Origin of the sequence: Streptomyces sp. NBC_00400, assembly GCF_036048035.1 — a bacterium.
GTDB lineage: Bacteria > Actinomycetota > Actinomycetes > Streptomycetales > Streptomycetaceae > Streptomyces.
In genome coordinates this window covers 254,349-272,127 of record NZ_CP107940.1, presented here as the reverse complement: position 1 = coordinate 272,127, position 17,779 = coordinate 254,349, and the positions used below count along the sequence as shown (strand labels likewise).

At 71.6% G+C, this 17,779-nt stretch carries 15 protein-coding genes; 4 read left to right on the top strand and 11 right to left on the bottom strand.

What is annotated here, in order from left to right; genetic code table 11:
- Nucleotides 1-23: 23 nt before the first annotated feature.
- From OHS81_RS01205 to OHS81_RS01195, 3 genes are all read right to left on the bottom strand, one after another.
- Entirely contained in the window at nucleotides 24-1,313 is a 1,290-nt protein-coding gene (locus OHS81_RS01205; protein ID WP_328381584.1) for a non-ribosomal peptide synthetase, read from the bottom strand.
- A gap of 149 nt (nucleotides 1,314-1,462) precedes the next feature.
- Entirely contained in the window at nucleotides 1,463-2,779 is a 1,317-nt protein-coding gene (locus OHS81_RS01200) for an MFS transporter (protein ID WP_328381583.1), read from the bottom strand.
- Between the two features lie 383 nt (nucleotides 2,780-3,162).
- The gene (locus tag OHS81_RS01195; protein WP_328381581.1) at nucleotides 3,163-3,738 is read right to left on the bottom strand and encodes a TetR/AcrR family transcriptional regulator; all 576 of its coding nucleotides are present in this window, start codon (nucleotides 3,736-3,738) and stop codon (nucleotides 3,163-3,165) included.
- Between the two features lie 92 nt (nucleotides 3,739-3,830).
- Between OHS81_RS01195 and OHS81_RS01190 the strand changes: the two genes are divergently transcribed.
- Entirely contained in the window at nucleotides 3,831-4,970 is a 1,140-nt protein-coding gene (locus tag OHS81_RS01190; RefSeq protein ID WP_328381580.1) for an agmatine deiminase family protein, read from the top strand.
- 77 nt (nucleotides 4,971-5,047) lie between these two features.
- Here the strand turns inward: OHS81_RS01190 and OHS81_RS01185 are convergent, their stop codons facing one another.
- Genes OHS81_RS01185 through OHS81_RS01170 form a run of 4 tightly spaced genes read right to left on the bottom strand, consistent with a single transcriptional unit; the run spans nucleotide 5,048 to nucleotide 10,593 of the window.
- Nucleotides 5,048-5,869 carry a class I SAM-dependent methyltransferase gene (locus tag OHS81_RS01185; RefSeq protein ID WP_328381579.1) on the bottom strand — a complete coding sequence of 274 codons (822 nt, stop codon included), beginning with the start codon at nucleotides 5,867-5,869 and terminating at the stop codon, nucleotides 5,048-5,050.
- Nucleotides 5,870-5,891: 22 nt separating this feature from the next.
- Nucleotides 5,892-7,217 carry an MFS transporter gene (locus OHS81_RS01180; protein WP_328381578.1) on the bottom strand — a complete coding sequence of 442 codons (1,326 nt, stop codon included), beginning with the start codon at nucleotides 7,215-7,217 and terminating at the stop codon, nucleotides 5,892-5,894.
- Nucleotides 7,214-9,226, bottom strand: coding sequence for a PEP/pyruvate-binding domain-containing protein (locus OHS81_RS01175; protein ID WP_328381576.1), 2,013 nt, complete (start codon nucleotides 9,224-9,226; stop codon nucleotides 7,214-7,216). Before OHS81_RS01175 ends, OHS81_RS01180 begins: the two co-directional genes overlap by 4 nt.
- Nucleotides 9,223-10,593 (bottom strand): ATP-grasp domain-containing protein, encoded by a 1,371-nt coding sequence (locus OHS81_RS01170; protein WP_328381575.1) that lies wholly within the window; start codon nucleotides 10,591-10,593, stop codon nucleotides 9,223-9,225. The genes OHS81_RS01175 and OHS81_RS01170 overlap by 4 nt, the downstream gene beginning before the upstream one ends.
- A 334-nt stretch (nucleotides 10,594-10,927) precedes the next feature.
- Between OHS81_RS01170 and OHS81_RS01165 the strand changes: the two genes are divergently transcribed.
- Together OHS81_RS01165 and OHS81_RS01160 are read left to right on the top strand one after the other, a co-directional pair.
- Nucleotides 10,928-12,211 carry a helix-turn-helix transcriptional regulator gene (locus tag OHS81_RS01165; protein WP_328381573.1) on the top strand — a complete coding sequence of 428 codons (1,284 nt, stop codon included), beginning with the start codon at nucleotides 10,928-10,930 and terminating at the stop codon, nucleotides 12,209-12,211.
- Between the two features lie 231 nt (nucleotides 12,212-12,442).
- The gene (locus OHS81_RS01160; protein ID WP_328390824.1) at nucleotides 12,443-12,838 is read left to right on the top strand and encodes a hypothetical protein; all 396 of its coding nucleotides are present in this window, start codon (nucleotides 12,443-12,445) and stop codon (nucleotides 12,836-12,838) included.
- Between the two features lie 152 nt (nucleotides 12,839-12,990).
- On the opposite strand, the gene OHS81_RS01155 is transcribed toward OHS81_RS01160, so the two are convergent.
- From OHS81_RS01155 to OHS81_RS01140, 4 genes are all read right to left on the bottom strand, one after another.
- A complete protein-coding gene (locus OHS81_RS01155) occupies nucleotides 12,991-13,383 on the bottom strand; it encodes a hypothetical protein (RefSeq protein WP_328381571.1) in 393 nt (130 codons plus the stop codon).
- A 139-nt stretch (nucleotides 13,384-13,522) separates the two neighbouring features.
- On the bottom strand, nucleotides 13,523-14,398 hold the full coding sequence (locus OHS81_RS01150) for an HpcH/HpaI aldolase/citrate lyase family protein (RefSeq protein ID WP_328381569.1): 876 nt from the start codon (nucleotides 14,396-14,398) through the stop codon (nucleotides 13,523-13,525).
- 5 nt (nucleotides 14,399-14,403) lie between these two features.
- The gene (locus tag OHS81_RS01145; RefSeq protein ID WP_328381567.1) at nucleotides 14,404-15,465 is read right to left on the bottom strand and encodes an HpcH/HpaI aldolase/citrate lyase family protein; all 1,062 of its coding nucleotides are present in this window, start codon (nucleotides 15,463-15,465) and stop codon (nucleotides 14,404-14,406) included.
- Nucleotides 15,466-15,656: 191 nt separating this feature from the next.
- Complete coding sequence (locus OHS81_RS01140) at nucleotides 15,657-16,961, bottom strand: glycosyl hydrolase family 28-related protein (protein ID WP_328381565.1); 1,305 nt, start codon at nucleotides 16,959-16,961, stop codon at nucleotides 15,657-15,659.
- A gap of 40 nt (nucleotides 16,962-17,001) precedes the next feature.
- Here OHS81_RS01140 and OHS81_RS01135 point away from each other — a divergent pair, with 40 nt between their 5' ends.
- Complete coding sequence (locus tag OHS81_RS01135) at nucleotides 17,002-17,733, top strand: CDP-alcohol phosphatidyltransferase family protein (RefSeq protein WP_328381564.1); 732 nt, start codon at nucleotides 17,002-17,004, stop codon at nucleotides 17,731-17,733.
- Nucleotides 17,734-17,779: the final 46 nt, after the last annotated feature.

The following is a 17,779-nucleotide window of genomic DNA, read 5'->3' as shown; positions in this document are numbered from 1 at the left end:
GCGGGGCGGAGCCCCGGGAAGGGTCAGCCGACCGTCGGTGCCGGGGTTCGCAGCGCGCCGGCGAGCGCGGTGAAGGCGCTCTCGGCGGTGTCGTCGGGGAGAAGCGCGCGGTCCCACACCATGCGCAGCTGCAGCTCGGGACCCTGGGTGACGGAGACCGCGAAGGGGCCGCGCACCGCCCTGCCGTCGATACGGATCTCACGGCCCGTCACCCCGCCCAGCCGCAGCGGGGGGTGCCGCCGGGCGTCGTCGACGGTCAGCATGCCGTCGAGCCGGCCGGTCCAGCCGGAGCCGGCCGCGCGGGCGGCGTGCACCACGGCGTCGAACGGGGTGGCGGCATGGTCGAGGTCGTCCCACCAGGCTTCGGCCGTGGCGGACGGCGCGGGAGCGTCCCCGGTGGCGGTCGGGAAGACCACGGTGTTGAGGAAGCAGCCGAGCACCGGAGCGGCACCGGGCGGCCGGCCGCCCCACGGGTAGCCGAGCGGCACCACATGCCCCGCTCCGAACAGCACCGCCGCGGCCGCCCGGCAGGCGCCCAGCAGTTCGGGGAAGGGCACCCCGGCCGGCGGCGCGGGTATCCGCACCGCGGCCGCACCGCTCGGCGTGGTCCCGGCGGAGAGGGGCCGTGGCGCGGCGGCCTGTTCGCGAACCGCGCGCAGCCGTTCGCCCCAGTACGCCATCGCCGCCGGTGCGCCCGCGCGCTCCTCCGCGTCGAGCTGGAGCAGCACGGCGTCCCGGTAGGCGGCCAGCTCGGCCGCGACCTCGGAGGCGGAGGGCCGCTCGGCGCCGGCGTCCTCGTCGTAGGCCGCGCCGAGTTCTGCGACGATCCGGGCCAGCGACTGGCCGTCGCACGCGGCGTGGTCCAGGACCACGGCGAGCACGTCTTCCGCGCCCTGCGGCCCGTCCTGCACCAGGAACAGCCGCAGCGGCGCACCCTGCGGGGCCCAGCCGGCCAGGGCGCGACGCAGCACGGCGGCCGCGTCCTCACCGGACCCGCAGGCCAGGCGGGTCACGGGTACCCGTGGCTCCTCCGGGCGCAGCGCGGGGGTGCCGCGCAGCACGGTGAGGTGGGAGCGCAGCACGGGGTGCAGGGCGGCGAGCCGGTTCGCGGCCGCCGTGAGGCGTACGGGATCCACCGTGCCGCGCGGAAAGGCGAAGAACATCGGCACGAGATCCGGCCGCCCGGCGGGGTCCATGGCACGCACCAGTGCAAAGCGACGCTGGGCGCCCGTGACGGGCAGCAGGACCGGGGCCCCGTCGCCGGTGTCGAGTCGCCGGTAGCGGGCCAGGTACTGGCTCGTGATGCTGAGCACGTGATCCTCTCTGACATGACGGAGCCGCATCGCCTGAAGCGATGCGCGGGGGAAGGCCGTGCGCGGGGGCAGGCAGGAGGGGTGAGGCAGGAGGGGTGAGGCAGGAGGGGTGAGGCAGGAGGGGTGAGGCAGGACGCGGTGGCCGGCCGTCAGCCGAGGGCGGCGGGTTCGGCCGCGCCGGCGGAGTCCGACGGGTCGGCCTCCGGGTCCTCGGCAGACCCCGCGGCGGGCAGGTCACGCATCCGCCGCAGCGGGGAGAGCAGCAGCGGCAGCGGTACGGCCAGGAATCCGGCCGCACACCACACCAGCGCCACCCGGGCCCCGAAGGCATCGGCCAGCGCACCGCCGGCCAGGGCACCGAGCGGCAGGGTGCCCCACATCAGGAACCGCAGTGTGGCGTTCATCCGGCCGAGCAGCCGGGGCGGGCACAGGGTCTGGCGGAAGCTCACCTGTGCGACGTTGTAGACCACGGTGCCGAAGAAGACCACACCGGAGCCGAGGGCGAACAGCGCTGCCCCGGCGCCGCGCCCGGAAAGCGGCCACAGCAGCGCGAACGGGCCGGTGACCAGCGGGGACAGCCAGATGAGCCGGGCCTGGCCGACCCGGGCGGCGAGCCGGCCCGCGCACAGCGCGCCGGCCAGTCCGCCCAGGGCGGAGGCGGCCAGCACGAGGCCGACCACTCCGGGCGCAAGGCCCAGCACCCGGACCAGGAAGACGGACTGCGTGGCCATCAGCACCGCGGCGAAGAAGTTGCCCAGCCCGGTCGTCACGGCGATCACGCGCAGCAGGCGGTGCCCGCACACAAAGCGCAGCCCCTCACCGATGTCCCGGCGCAGCGAGGCGTCCGGACGGCGTTCGGGGAGGCTTTCAGGACGCTTGATGCGCCACAGGAACAGTGCGGAGAGCGCATAGCCGGCCGCGTCGGTGACGATGGCCAGCGCGGCCCCCAGCAGCTGGACGAGACCGCCACCGATGCCGGGACCCGCGACCTGCGCCGAGGAACGGATCGTCTCCAGCGCCCCGTTGCCCGAGACCAGCTGGTCCTTGGGCAGCAGCTGGGGCAGGAAGCTCTGGTGGGCGATGTCGAAGAAGACCGTCGCCACGCCGGTCACCAGGGCGACGACGTACAACTGCGCCATCGTCAGCACACCGGCGACGGCGGCCAGCGGGATGCTCGCCATCGTCAGGGCCCGCACCACATCGGCGCGGATCATCAGCGGCAGCTTGCGCATCCGGTCGACCCAGGCCCCGGCCGGCAGCCCGACCAGCAGGAACGCGGCGGTCTCCGCGGCGGTGAGCAACCCCACCTGGAAGGCGGGGGCGTCGAGTTCGAGCACCGCGACGAGCGGCAGGGCGACCAGGGTGACCTGGGCGCCGAGTTGTCCGGCCGCGGCACCGGCGAGCAGAAGACGGAAGTCGCGCAGGCGCAGCGGGCCGCTGGCCGCGGGTCGGGGTATGTCGGGCATGTGGTGGACGATCGCCGAACGGCTGATCGGGGGTCAAAACCCGATGCACACTTTCGGTCGGCTTTCTTCACCATTTACTCACCAGAACAGAAAATTCTTCGCCAGATCCCGGCAATCACCGCATGACTGCCACATGGCGCCCCTGTGTGTGAGAAGGGGATTCCGCGGCGGTTGTGCGGCGCGACCGGGCGACCGTGTACGGAGCGTCACGTACCGGAATCCGACCGAAAACAGCCGTCGATGTCCTCTTATTGACCGAAGCGCTCATTTCCTCCGCTATGGCGCCCCGCCATGAAGAAGAGCCCGGCTCCGCAGGCCGTGGGGGCCGCGGGGCCGGGCGGGGCGAAGGGAGCCCCCGGGGCGTGCCGGAGTCCCGGCCCGGTCTAGCCCGGCCGGAGTTCCGCCTCGACGGCGCCACGGATCAGCTCGTGCGCCCGCCGGAGCGAGGTGGTACCGCTCAGCCAGCGCTCGCTCACGCCCTCGACCAGGGCGGTGAGCCGTTCGGCCGCCGCATGCGGATCGGTGCGGGCGAGCGCCGGGTCGGCGGTCTGGGCCCGGAGTATCAGTTCGGCGAGGTCGTCGTTCCACTCGCGGGTCGCGGTGGCCAGCAGCTCCCGCAGGTCCGGGTCGAAGACGGCGGTGGCGCGCAGCTCGCCCCACGCCGCGCTGTTCTCCCTGACGTGGGGCACGTCCTGCAGTTCCCGCAGCAGGATCTCGGTGAGCTGGGTGCGGGGATCGTCGGAGAGGCCGAGAGCGGCGTCGGTGTAGCGGACCGCGCGCTGGTTGATGAACTCCAGGGTGCGGCGCAGCAGTCCGGTGCGGTCCTTGAAGTGGTAGTAGATCAGCGCGGTCGAGACGCCGGCCTCCGCGGACACCTCCTCGACGCGCAGCCCGCGGACGCCGCGCCGGGCGATCAGCCGGGCGGCGGCTTCGAGGATCTGGGTGGGCCTGTCCGGCATCGCATGCTCCCGCGGTCCGAGGAATCAAGGTGGCTCGGCTCCGATCATGCCCTACGATCGTCCTGACCAAAATTTCAGTCAGGGAGCTGAGCATGGACATATCCCGACGTCAGACACTGCAAGCGGCGGTCGTCGCCGCCGTGGGCGGGGCCTTGGGCGCCTGCGGTGCCCAGGACGGCGGCCGGCCGGCGCCGCGGGGTGCGCGGGCCGTCCCCGCAGGCGCGAAGCCGGCCGGCGGATGGCGGCTGCCCGACGAGGCCCATCCGCACGAGGCGACGTATATGGCATGGCCCACCCGCACGATCTGGGGGCCGGACGTCACCGGCGTACGCGACGACATCGCCCGTATCGCCCGGACCATCGCCGAGTTCGAGCCGGTATACCTCCTGGCCAACGAACGGGAGGCGCCGGCGGCCCGGCGGGCGTGCGGGTCCGGGGTGGAGGTCGTCCCGGTCCCGGTGGACGACCTGTGGATGCGGGACAGCGGACCGGTCTTCGTCCTCGGGCCCGACGGCATCGCCGGAGTCGACCTCCACTTCAACGGCTGGGGCAACAAGCAGGCCCACGGCCGCGACAGCCGGGTCGCCCGCGCGATCCTGGACGACGAGCGGATCACCAGGATCGAGGCACCGATCACCGCCGAGGGCGGCGCCGTGGAGGGCGACGGGCACGGGACCCTGATGGCGGCCGAGAGCTCGCTGGTCAACGGCAACCGCAACCCCGGCACGTCCCGCAAGGACATCGAGCGGGCGCTCAAGGACCTGTTCGGCGCCACCACGGTGATCTGGGTGAAGGGCGTCAAGGGCAAGGACATCACGGACTATCACATCGATGCGCTGGCACGGTTCTCCGAACCGGGCGTCGTGGTCCTGAGCACCCCGTCACCCGACGCCCCCCGGAACGACTTCACCGGCGCCTACGAACAGGCCCGCTCGGTCCTGGAGCGCGCCGTCGACGCCCGGGGGAAGCGGCTCGAAGTCGTCGAGCTCGTCGAGCCGGCCGATATCGGGCGACGGGGGAAGGACTTCCTGGCCTGCTATGCGAACTACTACGTGGCCAACGGAGCGGTCATCATGCCCCGCTTCGGCGACCGGAAGGCCGACGGCGACGCCGCGGCCACCCTGAGGGACCTCTACCCGGGGCGGAAGGTGGTGCCCCTGCCCGTCGACAACCTCGGCGAGGGCGGCGGCGGCATCCACTGCTCCACCCAGCAACTCCCCAAGGCGCGCTGAACGTCACCGCCCGGGACGGCGGTGCGCAACCCTTGCCCGGGGCCGGGCGCGGCAGCGGTCAGGGGCGCCGCGCCCGGTCAGCAGGGCCGGCCCCGGGCGGCCTCCTCGGTCTTCCACCCCCACGCGGTGAGCATCCCGGGAGAGAGGCCGGCGCACCGGGGCGAGGACAGCTCGTGCACCGCCCGCGCGATCTGTGCCTCGTCCACCCGCCCCGTCGCCAGCATGGCGTCCCGTGAACGGCCCCACGTATCGGCCCAGAAGCGGCTGATCGCACTGTCCGGCACCAACGGGGGAACGTGGATCTCGGCGGCCACGTGGAACAGCCCCTCCTCGTGCAGGAGCTGCGGGTAGTCCGGCACCCAGGAGATGTCCGTGCCGATGGTCTCCCGCAGCGCCTGCCACATCGCCCGCATCACCGTGGTGTACGGGGTGCCCGGCGCGGTGGCGCTCGTCAGGTCCACGGCGTCGCTGAGCACCAGTACACCATCGGGCGCGACCAGCGAGACCAGCTTGGCGATCATGCGACGCCACGAGCGCAGATGCATCAGGACGAACCGCGCGTGCACCAGCCGGAACCGGCCGGGATCGAAGTCCGGGGCGGTGATGTCGGCGTCCAGCGTCGTCAGGCCCGGTGTCCCGTCCGTGGTGAGGAACCGGGTGTCACGGTCCACCGCGAGGACCGTCGTGACACCGGCCGACTCCAGCAGCCACCGCGCGAGGGTGCCGGTTCCCGCGCCCACGTCCAGGCAGTTCCAGCCGGGACCGGCTCCCAACGCCGTCAGCCGGGCGGCGCTCACCTCGTCGTAGGCGAGCGCTCCCAGGTCGATACGACCGGCCTCGCCGGTCACCTCCGGGCGGAACAGACCTTCGCCGTAGCGCCCGGTGTCCGTACCCCGCACGTTCCCAGTATGACGGTGCGGCTCAGGGGTTTCCTGCTGTGGTGACCAGCTCCGGAACCGGCTCCGGTGCCGGCTGCTTCCGCGGCCGTCCCGGGGCCCGCCGCAGCACCAGCTGCAGGACCAGCATCACCACGCCGGTCACCACCGCGCTGTGCCACAGCAGGGCGTCCAGCCGGCCCGCGGAGAGATAGGCGCCCGCGGCCACGGCCGCCAGCGCGCACACGGCCCGGTCCACGATGCTCTCGACGGACAGCAGGGTGGCCCGTGGCGCACCCGCCGGAATCGCATCGTTGACCAGCTTGCGCTGGAGCGGATAGGCGAATCCGGTGACCGCGGCGAACACGCACAGCAGGGCGACCACGGTCCAGGGCCCGCCGAGGGTGCTCCCCGCCAGCGCCGCCGCCATCGCGAGGCTGAGCAGCGAGACCCACGCCACCGGTGACAGCCGCGAGCCCAGCCACTGCGGACGGGCCGAGGCCACCGCCTCCGCGACCGTCATGGCAGCCAGCACTCCGCCGTGCGAGCCCTCCGGGATGCCGTGATCCATCAGCACCGGCTGGAAGAGGTTCACCTGGCAGATCCGCGAGAGCGTGAAGACCGCCACGCCCTGCACCATCAGCAGGGCGAGCCAGGGCGTGGCCCACACACAGCGCAGCGCCGTGGTGGCATCGCGCAGAAACGCGAGCCCGCCGCGCGACGTCGCCTTCGCCCCGGCCCGGCCGGCGGGCGCCGCCTGCCGCGGCAGCACCACGGCGCAGACGAGCGAGCCCGCCGCGCTCACGGCGCTCAGCACATACGGTGTGGGGTGCGCGAGGGCCATCAACGGACCGACCAGCGGCCAGCACAGCACCTTCGCGGCCAGCCCCAGCGCCCGCGCCTGCCCCTCGGCCTTCAGATAGTGCTCTCCCGCGCCCTCGGCCGCCAGGCCGTCGTAGAGATAGGCGCTGGCGGCGCCCGAGGTCAGCGAGCGGCCCGCGGCGATGGCCAGGAAGTGCACCAGAAAGCCGGTGTAGCTGGGGGCCAGAACCGGGGCCAGGTTCGCCGCGGTCATCACGACGGCACCGGCCCGCAGACAGTTGCGGGCACCGATCCGGTCGGCCACGATCCCGGTCGGGATCTCGAAGAGGCAGAACGCGATGTAGTAGATGCTCTGGATGCCGAAGATCTGCCCGTCGGAGAGCCCGGCCTCCCGTTGGTAGGCGTAGAAGACCGGCATCCACCACAGCAGGTTGAACAGCAGCTGGAAGCCGTTGTTGAGCCGGATGATCCGGCGGGCCCGGGGGGTCAGGGACACCCCGGCGGCCCGGGGGCCACGGGCCGTCCGCAGGCCGGCGAACGGGCGGATCACAGCGCGTAGGGGCGGATCTGGACCAGGCGGAAGTCCCCCTGATCGGTCATCAGCCATTCGATGTCGAGCGGATGGTCCACCTCACCGTCGCTGAAGTGCGACTGGAGCAGCCGCCCGGTCAGGGCCAGCCGGGCCAGCTTGTCGCGGGTGCCGACGGGCAGGTCCTTGCCGGACGAGCCGAGTGCGACGGTGCGGCCGCCGCCCTCGACCGTGTTGTACAGGTACTGCAGCGGCAGCGTCGTTCCGTCGACGACCGTCTCGGGCGAACCGGGGGAGCAGTTGACGTAGACGTTGCGGAAGTCCGTGCGCCGGGTCGGGTTGCAGGTCACCAGCACCCCGCCGAGCTCCGCCGGCACATACCGCTGGATGATCACGCCCATGTAGGTGTCGTCGAGGGAGATGCCCGCCTGGTGGCGCAGCCGGACGCTGCGCGGCGACAGCAGGGAGGCCCACACCTGGCGCACCGCATCGAGGAGTTCGTCGGCGCCGTGGACAGTGCTGACCGAGTCGTAGACCCCGGCCGCGGAGAAGCCGGGCAGGTCCTCGGCATTGGAGGAGGAGCGCACCACGAGACGGCCCCCGCCGTCCGGACCGTCGGGCAGCGCCTGGGTGATCTGCCGGGTCACCTCGTCGGGCATGGGGGTGTTGCGGATGAGCTGCTGCAGATGCAGGCAGAGCGCGTCCAGGACGTCGACGGCGTCGAGTTCGAGGGCCATCTTCAGCTTGCCCAGGCCCTGCTGCACGGCCGGCGAGGACGTCAGGAAGCGGTGCTGCAGGGCGAAGGGAAGGGCGATGCCGTCGGGCGCCGCGACGGTGGCGGCCACGAAGTCGGCGGCCAGGTCGCGCAGTTCGGCGGGCGTCGCGTCCGGGGTGCCCAGGCGGGCCGCGAGGTGGCCGAAGAGGTCGGCGCGGGGCGGCCTCGGCTGCCCGTAAAAGGTGGTGAGGTCGACGGAGCGGCTGTCGAGGACATGATGGAGCTCCCCGAGGCTGGCCGCCTTGGTGCCGTACCGGTCCTGGTCGGCGCGGCGCAGCCGGTGCAGGAACAGCGCGGGTACGTCCTCCAGCAGGGGCGGTTCCATCCGGATCCGCTGCTGGTGCCAGGCCGGGGCCTCGAGCGCCGGGGCATGGCCCAGCGGGACGAGGGTGATCTCGTCGTCCTGCACCCGGTAGCGGATCCACGCGTCGTCCAGGTCGTCCGCCTCGACGAGGCGGTCCAGGTCGCGGACGATCGCGTTGGGGATGCCCCAGCCGGAGGCGAGGACATTGGTGTGCGAGAGCGGTGTGCCGGGCGCGGTGTTGAGGAAGCCCGCCACCCGCGGCACATCGTCCGGCAGCGACGCCATGGCCACGATGTCGGACCAGCCGAGCCCGCCGGCCGCGGCCGCGTACTCCTCCTGGGTCCGGAAGTAGCGCAGCCGCCCGACCGCCTCGCCGGGGTTGAGCGGGGTACGGGTGCGGTTGCCGAAGAGCTCATGGCCCAGGATCCGGGGCACATGGACATCGCTGATGGCGGCGAGTTCGTGCTCCTGCCCGTGGTTCGCGGGCTTGAGCAGCAGCGGCAGCCGGCCGTCGACCCGGTGGCGGACGAACGTGTAGAACTCCTCCAGCAGGAGGCCGTTCATGGTGTCGGCCTCGGTCGTCTCCAGGACGAGGAAGGGCCGCTCCCGGCCCTCGGTGTCCTCGTCGGTGTGCAGCGAGAGCACACCCAGCAGGAAGCGGCGCTCGGGATCCATGTAGACCGAGGCGTTGAACGCGTCCAGGCAGGAGTCCAGATCGGCCAGCTCCATGCCGAGCACCCGGGTGGCGATGTAGTTGACGTGGAACGGGTGGGCCGCGGTGTCGAGCAGGTGCCAGGTGTTCTCGATGCGGTCCACCACGACCTTGAGGTAGGGGTGGCCGGCCAGGACGCCGGAGAGGGTGCGGAAGAGCGGCAGGGACAGGTTCTCGCCGACGACGGTGCGATCGGTGACCGGGCCCGGCGCGCCGGACGGCAGGACGGTGGTGGTCATGACTGCGCCTCCGTGCTGCCGTGCGGGAGGACCTGGGGGAGAGCGTCCACCAGGGTCCGGAAGTCGCGGATCACGGTCTCCGGGTCGGCGGCGGACAGCAGGCACAGCGCCGCCATGGTGTTGGCGCCCGCGGCCGGGTCGTACACCGGCACCAGCGTGCCGTCCGGGAGCGAGTTCTCGGCCACCACGGACAGCCGGCTGCCCGCGCTGACGGGCACCGCCTCGCGCACGGTCGGGAAGTCCCAGATGCGCCGGTCAGGCCAGGCCTCCCCCTCGCCGTCGACGGCCAGGACGACCAGCGATCCGGCCGCGCCGTCCGCCTCCTGCGGGGTACGGGCCCCGTCGGGCCAGGTGACCGGACGTCCCAGCAGGTGGTCGGTGAGCATGCCGATCAGGTCCAGGCCGAAGACCTCCTCGATCTGCGGGACGGTCATCGCCCCGCCGAACCGGGCGGCGGTCTCGATCACCCACATGCGCCCGTCGGCGCCGAGCTTGATCTCGGTGTGCGTCCCGCAGTTGCGCAGCCCCAGCGCGTCGACGGCGTCGCGCGCGAGGGCCACGATGCGCCGCTGGGCGTCGTGCGGCAGCGCGGCGGGGGTGATCCCGGCCCGCTCGGTGAACGGCTCCACCGTCGGCATCCGCCCGCTCAGGCACACCGGGCGGAAGTCGCCGTCCACGACGACGCCTTCGACGCTGACGTAGTCGCCCCAGCCCTCCTGGCCGAACCACTCCGACGCGGTGCCCTGCACGATCTCCTCCACGAGGAAGTCCGCCCCGGCACCGGCCACATGGAGCTCGGCGTACCCCAGTTGCGCGGATTCGGCCATCACCTCCCGGGCCCGCTCCCAGGCCGCCGGAACCTCGTCGGCGTGGCGGATGGTCCGGTGGGCGGTGGAGCCGGCGCTCCAGGCGGCCTTGAGCAGCAGGGGGAACCGGAGCTCGGCGGCCGCGTCGTGCAGGTCCCGCTCGGTGGCGACGGGGCGGAACCGGGGCTGGGATATGCCCTGGTCCTGCCAGGTGCGCCGCATCATGCGCTTGTCGCGGGCGAGGGCACAGGAGTTGCCCGCACCGGCGAGGCCGAGCTTCTCGCAGGCCTCCGCGACCGCGACGACCGCGTACTCGGAGAAGGTGACGACCGCGTCCGCCCCGACCGCCTGGGCCCGGGAGGCGATCAGAGACACCAGGTCTTGCCGTTCGGGTTCGGAAGGGCTCAGCACCGAAGCGCACAGCCGGTCAGCGGACGCGGCCACGGTGGGCGGGAGCGCGCTGAGTGCCAGCAGGTGCACTGCCGACCGTGCGGCGACCCGTGACAGGGCGTACCCCAAGGGCGGACCACCCTTGGCATACACGAACAGCACCTTGCTCACTGGAATCCGACTCCTCTTCATACGGGTAGGGGCCTTCGAAACGGCCGGGGACGCCCGACTCTCACATCCGGACGCCATGCTTCAAGCGAAGCAGCCATGCGGCACACCGTTCCCCGCATCGGGCCGCAACCGCTCAGGCAAATGCCAGAGTTGTGGATACCGTTGATCATCGGTGAAGGTTTCGTGATGCCGTATGGCGTGCGCAGCGGCCTGGAGGTGCGCGGACGCCGCCAGATCGGCCGAGAACCGGGCATGCCGCGCAGCGCTGGGGGATACGCATGGCGATGGCGCGCCGTCCAAAACCGTTGAACTCTTCACCACAAAGGGGCCCGTCGTGGACGAGACCAGTTTGAAGTCGCTGCTCGAACACCTTCCGGTGTCCTGGTGGGAGGCCGATCGTGAGCTGCGCGTGATCGACAGCGGCGGTGGCGCCTTCGACGACACGGTGACGGCCCAGCGGTTCCTCGACACCGTGCGAAGAGAGCTCCCCGAGCCCGCCGCGGCACCCGAATCCAGCCATTGGCAGGCCCAGTTCGACGGTCGTGTCTTCGATGTGAACTGGCCCCTCGGCGTGCCCCGGCAGGGCCGCTCCCGTGGCCTGGCGGTGGAAGTCGCCACGCGGGCCTCCGGCGTCCGCCGCTACGACGCCTTCGCGGACCTCGCCCCCGCCGCGGCCTTCATCCGGAACGCGGACGGCCGCTACCTCTGGGCCAACCACGCCTATGCCCATCTGTACGGGACCACACCGGAGCACGTCATCGGCGCGTTTGTCGCGGACATCGACGGCCCCGCCGACTCGCCGCAGGTCCTCGCCCTGGACCGGGAAGTACTCGCCCGCGGCAAGCCCGTGCGGCACACCCTCACCTACCACCGCTCCGACGGCACCAGCGGCCAGGCGGCCGGCCACCGCTTCCCCGTCAGGGAAGGGGGCCAGACCTGTGTCGCGGGCATCTACGTCGACATCAGTGACTACACCCGCGCCCTGCGCCAGCGCCGGGAGGCCGAGGAGAACCTGCACGCGCTGCGCGATCACAGCGGACTGGCCTGCGCCCTGATCTCCGCGGGCGGGCGGATCCAGCAGGCGAGCGCCGCGGCCGCCGAACTGCTGCAGACCCGGCTGTCGGATCTCGTCGGCCGCCGTGCGCACACCGTGCTGGCGCCCGCCCCGGAGTTAGGAGCGCTGCGGCGCAGCTGGCACGATCTGATAGCCCGCCGCAGCCGGCGGATCCAGACCTCCGCCGTGTTCCAGGACGCCCGCGGCCGGCAGCGCCGCGCCCGGCTGCATCTGACGACGGTCGGCCGGAGCGCGGACCGTGCCACGAGCGTCTGGGCGATCGTCACCCACCAGGGACTCGCCCATGAAGCACACCCCCAGCTGACGGCCAGTCAGGTACGCATCCTGTCCCTGCTGGCCGCCGGCCGCAGCAATGCGGAGATCGCCACCTTCCTGCATCTCTCCCGGCAGACCGTCGACTACCACCTCAGCCGTCTGCGTGACCTCCTGGACGCACCGACCCGCCCCGCCCTCGTCGCCCGCGCCTATGTCCTGGGCATCCTCGACCCCCAGACGTGGCCGCCCCGCTCCGCCACGGCCTGCCATCCGCACAGCACCACCTGAAGGGGCGGGCCGGCCGCGCCGTCGCTCAGCGAACCGGGCGTCGGACGACAGGCCGGGGCCTTCGCGCCCCCTCCCGCGGCGGCCGACAGCGCATGGTTGGGCCACCCGGCTGATTGTGGCCGACGGGCGTTTCACTCCCCGCGGGTTGAACGGGGCTGCGGGACGGCAACGGCAGCACGATACGTCTGGCAGCAGACGGACGAGGCGGCGAGGAGCGACGTGAGAAGAATGATGCGTGCGGGAAGCGTGGTCGGGGCGTGCGGGCTGGTACTGCTCGGCGCCGGGGCCGCCCAGGCGGTGAGCATCCCGGACTCCCTGCTCTCGACGGTGGCGGACGCCGATGTCGGCACCGTGACCGGCACGGTCCAAGGCGTGGTCTGCAACAACCGCCTCGGCCAGGTCCACTACAAGTCCCCGGTGCTCGCATCGCCCCACGCCTGTATCAACGGGCCGGTGAACAGCGGCAACAGCCTCAACAGCGGCAACTTCATCAACCACGGGAACCCGAACAACAGCGGCAATCTCTCCAACACCAACGGAACCACCAACGGCGCCAACTCCGTCACGGGTGCTTCCTCGGGGAGCTCCAACCACGTGCAGCGGATCCTCGGACTCCTGGTCCACTGATCCGGACAAGGCACTGACGGACCCGGCACCACCCGGCACGGACCGGGACGTCACACGATCGCCCGGCGGACATCCGCCGGGCGATCGTCGTTTCCGCTTCCGGCACCCCGCCGGCCCCAAGAGTCCCGGGGCCGGCGGGAATCAGTGTGCCGTCACAGCTTCTGGGTGCCGTAGGAGCCGATGGCCTGCTGGTTGTTACTGGACTTCTTCGCGGCTCCGGTGGTGCCGCCGCTGTCGTCGTTGGTGTTCCCCTGGGAGGTCTTCGGGCTGCCGCTGTTGCTGTTGGAGCCGGAGACATGGACGTTCTGCGACTGCCTGGGGTTTCCGCTGAGCACCGGGCCGTTGACACAGAACCTGGTCCGGTGCCCGCAGTGGGTCCGGGCGTCGAAGCGGGCAACGGTGTCGCTGTTGGAGATCCCGTCGCCGCCGGACGATTCGGCCCACGCCAGGGTGGGCGCGGCTCCGCCTGCGGCCAGGAGCAGGCCACAGGCTCCTGCCATCACGAAATTGACGCGTGCCATGTTCTTCACAGTGTGCTCCTGCACCTCATTGATGGTCCCCGGACGTTTGGTATCCCGGATGCCCGCAACGACCTAGCAGGAGCAACGGCCCGCCTCACATGTTCACCCCGTCCGATGATGGGATTCACCGATACGGCCCTGGACGGCCGTGGAGGGCACGGACCTACCCGCGCCCGTCGAGCGCTTCGGCGAGGGCGAGGATCCGGCGGGCGTCCTCGACATGCAGGTTCTCGATCAGCCGTCCGTCGACGGTGACGACCCCGCGTCCCTCACGGGTGGCCTCGTCGAACGCGTCAATGATCCTGCGGGAGCGGGCGATCTGTTCCGTCGAGGGGGCGAACACCCGGTTGCAGGGCTCGACCTGGGACGGATGGATGAGCGTCTTCCCGTCGAAACCGAACTGCCGCCCCTGGACGCACTCCGCCTCGAACCCCTCGGGGTTCTTCACGTCGTTGTAGACGCCGTCCAGGATCACCTTGCCGCTCTCGCGCGCCGCCAGCAGCGCCAGCGACAGGCCGGTCAGCAGCGGCGCGCGGCCGGGGACGTGTTCCGCGTGCAGCTCCTTGGCCAGGTCGTTGGTGCCCATCACCAGTACGGTCAGCCGCTCGCCGGCCGCGGCCACCGCACGGGCGTCCAGCATGGCGCGCGGCGTCTCGACCATGGCCCACAGGGCGGTGTGGTCCGGAGCGCCGGCGGCCTCCAGCGCGCGCTCGACCTCCCGCACGGTCTCGGCGGACTCCACCTTGGGCACCACCACCGCGTCCGGACCGGCCTCGGCGGCGGCCCGGAGGTCGTCGGCATGCCAGGCGGTGCCCGGTGCGTTGACCCGGATCGTCACCTCGCGGTAGCCGTACTCGCCGGAGGCCGCGGCGGCCGCGACCCGCATCCGGGCGTCGGCCTTGGCGTCCGGGGCGACGGCATCCTCCAGATCGAGGATCAGCGCGTCGGCGGGCAGGGACTTGGCCTTCTCCAGCGCGCGTTCGTTGGCACCGGGCATGTAGAGCACGGAGCGGCGCGGCCGCAGGATCGCGTCGGACACGGGACCTACTCCTTTTCGGCCGCGGCGTAGGCGTCGCGCAGCTCGGGGTCACGGGCGGCGAGCGCGTCGGCGAGTTCGGCGACCACCTGGCACTGCTTGTACGTGGCGTCGTCCTGCATCTTGCCGTCGATCATCACCGCACCGGTGCCGTCCCCCATCGCCTCGATGACCCGGCGGGCCCAGGCGACATCGGCGGGAGCGGGCGAGAAGACCTTCTTGGCGATGCCGATCTGCACCGGGTGCAGGCTCCACGCGCCGACGCAGCCGAGCAGGAAGGCGTTGCGGAACTGGTCCTCGCAGGCGGTGGTGTCCTTGATGTCACCGAACGGGCCGTAGTACGGCAGGATGCCGTGCGCCGCACAGGCGTCGACCATCCGCGCCAGGGTGTAGTGCCACAGGTCCTGCTGGAAGGTGGCCCGCGGTGCGGCGCCGTCCGCGCCGTGCGGGTCCTCCCGCACCAGGTATCCGGGGTGGCCCCCGCCCACCCGCGTGGTCTTCATCCGGCGGCTGGCGGCGAGGTCGGCGGGGCCGAGCGAGATGCCCTGCATCCGGGGGCTGGCGCCGGCGATCTCCTCGACGTTGGCGACGCCGGTGGCGGTCTCCAGGATGGCGTGCACCAGGATCGGCCGCCGGACCTGTGCCTTCGCCTCCAGTTGAGCCAGCAGCCGGTCGACGTAGTGGATGTCCTCGGCGCCCTCGACCTTGGGCACCATGATCACGTCCAGCTTGTCGCCGATCTCGGTGACCAGCGTCAGCAGATCGTCCAGCGCCCAGGGCGAGTCCAGGCTGTTGATACGGGTCCACAGCTGGGTGTCGCCGAACTCCGTGGCCTTGGCGATCTTCACCAGACCGGACCTGGCCGCTTCCTTGCGGTCGGCGGCGACCGCGTCTTCGAGGTTGCCGAGCAGGACGTCCACGGTGGGCGCGATGGACGGCACCTTCGCGGCCATCTTCTCGTTGCCCGGATCGAAGAAGTGGATCATCCGGGACGGCCGGAACGGTACCTCGCGTACCGGGATCGGCGCCCCGACGGCCAGCGGGCGGAAGAAGTCCTTCGGAGAGCGCATGCAGTCTCCCTGGTCGGCTCGGAGGGCGGGCCGCCGCCGGGTGCCCGGCGGCGCCATTCGGCCCTCACTCTAGGCCCGCGCCGGAAGAATGCTACTGGCCAGTACGTGTGCCGTTGATCACCGTCGGCAGCCGGGGTGCCTGCCGGACATGCCCCGCGCTGCGCCTGCTGCCCGCCACCGCCGCCGGCCCCTCAGGACCCCAGGCAGTCGACGAACGACACCCGGTCGCCCGCACCCTTGATGAAGTCCTGCTGGGAGTGATTGCGCAGGCGGCACATGTCGTAGCGGGCCCGGGCACCGGACCCGCCGCTCTCCGCCTCGTAGGCGTGCTGCCCGGACAGCTGGCACGAGTCGTAGCGCACGAGCGGGCCCTGGGCGCCGATGCGGTAGCGGTGCGGACTGCTGTCCTGGGCAAAGGACTTGAACGCCTGGGCGGTGTCGTCGCAGTCGTTGAAGTGCACCGTTCCGCTGTCCCAGGCGCAGTCGATCACGACGGTGTCCGGGTCGCGCACCTCGAAGCGGATGTCCTCGGCGTGGAAGCGCTGTACGGAGTCGTGGTGCGGACCGCGCGGAAAGCGGAAGAAGGTACTGGTGTGCCCGTAGTCGCCGGAGTCCTCGGGGCGGCGTCCGGTGACGATGTAGGAGCCGCCGCGGCAGGTGATGGAGCCGCCGTAGGGGAACTCCAGGAAGTTGCCCCAGGCGTACTCGACCTTCATGTCGTTGAACCAGTAGTTCAGGAACTGGTCCTGCTGCGGGCGGCTCAGCGACTTCTGGGACAGCCCGGAGTACAGGAACGCCTTGCGGTAGGCACCGCCCACCCGGCAGGCGTCCCAGCGCATCTCCGAGTTGGTGTTGCTGCCGTCGAGGGCGAGGCCGTAGGTCCACTCGCCGGTCCACTCGCACTCGGTGAAGCGGTAGTCCTGGGCCTGCCCGGTCGAGTAGGAGTAGAAGAACGAGGCGCCGGGGGTGACGGCGGCGAAGCCGATCTGCTCGAACATCACATTCGCCCAGCTGTCCTCGTTGCGGCACAGATAGGTGTTCTCGGCCCGGCGCGGCGCGAAGAGCAACTGGGTCATGCGCTTGCCGGCCCCGCGGAACCGTAAACCGTTGGCCTTGAGCTTTCCCCCCTGCGCGTCGAGCAGGGCGTTGGGGGAGCGGATCAGGTAGGTGCCGGCGGGCACATCGATCACGGTCCGGCCTATGTGGTCCCACACCCGGCCCGCCGCGTACGCGTAGGCGCGGGCGAACGCCCGGCTGTCGTCGGTGCGCCCGTCGCCCTTGGCGCCGAAATCCGCCACCACGTCGATGACGTCCTTGCCCTTGGGCTTGTGACCGGTGACCGGGGGCACCTTGGCGTCGTCGGACGACTGCCGGGTGGCAGGGGGCGGCGAGGAGTCGTCACACCCGGTGAGGGCCGCTGCCAGCGCGGCGGCCGATCCCGCCAGCACGGACCGGCGGGTGGCGCCACCGGTTGACGGGGAGGTTCTGCCTGCCATGATGTTGCTCCTTCGGGGGTCCATTCATCAGGTGGGGGACATGAGCCAGTTCGGATATGCGATCAGACAGCTGTCGGCCGCCCAGAAATCCTCGAAGGGAGTGTCCCTGTACTCGCGTTATGTGAACCGGCCGGCCGGCCGGGTGTTAGCTGCCGCGGGCTACACGCTGAAATTGACACCCAATCACATCACCTTGATCAGTGCCGTGTTCACCTTTGCCGGCGTGGTCATGATTGCGACGCTGCGGCCCTCTTTCGCCGTGGCGGCCGGTATATTCGCGGCCCTGGTCACCGGCTTCGCCCTCGACTCCGCCGACGGACAGCTCGCCCGGCTGACCCGGACCGGCAGCGCCGCGGGGGAGTGGCTGGACCATGTGGTCGACTGCGCGAAAATGCTGGCGGTCCACATGGCCGTACTGGTCTCGTTCTACCGCTACTTCGGTTTCTCCGACCCTCGCTGTCTGCTCCTTCCCGTCGTCTTCCAGTTCGCCGCGGTGGTGGTCTTCTTCGGCGGCATCCTCACCGAACAACTCCGGCGCGCCGAACGGCAGAAGAGCGGCACGGGCGGACCCGCAGCCGCACCGCCGGCCTCCATGCTGCGCTCCGTTGCCCTGCTTCCGGTCGACTACGGGGTCTTCTGCGCGATATTCCTGCTGTTCGGCAGCCGGGACCTGTTCACGGTGCTGTACTGCTGCCTGCTCGTCGCCCATGTGCTCTTCATGGTGGCGTTCCTGGTCAAGTGGTACCGCGAATTGTCCGCCCCCGGCCGCTGACGGGCCGGGGACGGACAACGCACCCGGGCGTGCTGCCCGGGTGCGG

Bases quoted from the DNA above. Each gene is read 5' to 3' on its own strand.
- OHS81_RS01200 (WP_328381583.1), bottom strand. From the start codon at position 2,779: ATGCCCGACATACCCCGACCCGCGGCCAGCGGCCCGCTGCGCCTGCGC.
- OHS81_RS01195 (WP_328381581.1), bottom strand. From the start codon at position 3,738: ATGCCGGACAGGCCCACCCAGATCCTCGAAGCCGCCGCCCGGCTGATC.
- OHS81_RS01190 (WP_328381580.1), top strand. From the start codon at position 3,831: ATGGACATATCCCGACGTCAGACACTGCAAGCGGCGGTCGTCGCCGCC.
- OHS81_RS01175 (WP_328381576.1), bottom strand. From the start codon at position 9,226: ATGACCACCACCGTCCTGCCGTCCGGCGCGCCGGGCCCGGTCACCGAT.
- OHS81_RS01160 (WP_328390824.1), top strand. From the start codon at position 12,443: ATGCGTGCGGGAAGCGTGGTCGGGGCGTGCGGGCTGGTACTGCTCGGC.
- OHS81_RS01145 (WP_328381567.1), bottom strand. From the start codon at position 15,465: ATGCGCTCTCCGAAGGACTTCTTCCGCCCGCTGGCCGTCGGGGCGCCG.
- OHS81_RS01140 (WP_328381565.1), bottom strand. From the start codon at position 16,961: ATGGCAGGCAGAACCTCCCCGTCAACCGGTGGCGCCACCCGCCGGTCC.
- OHS81_RS01135 (WP_328381564.1), top strand. From the start codon at position 17,002: ATGAGCCAGTTCGGATATGCGATCAGACAGCTGTCGGCCGCCCAGAAA.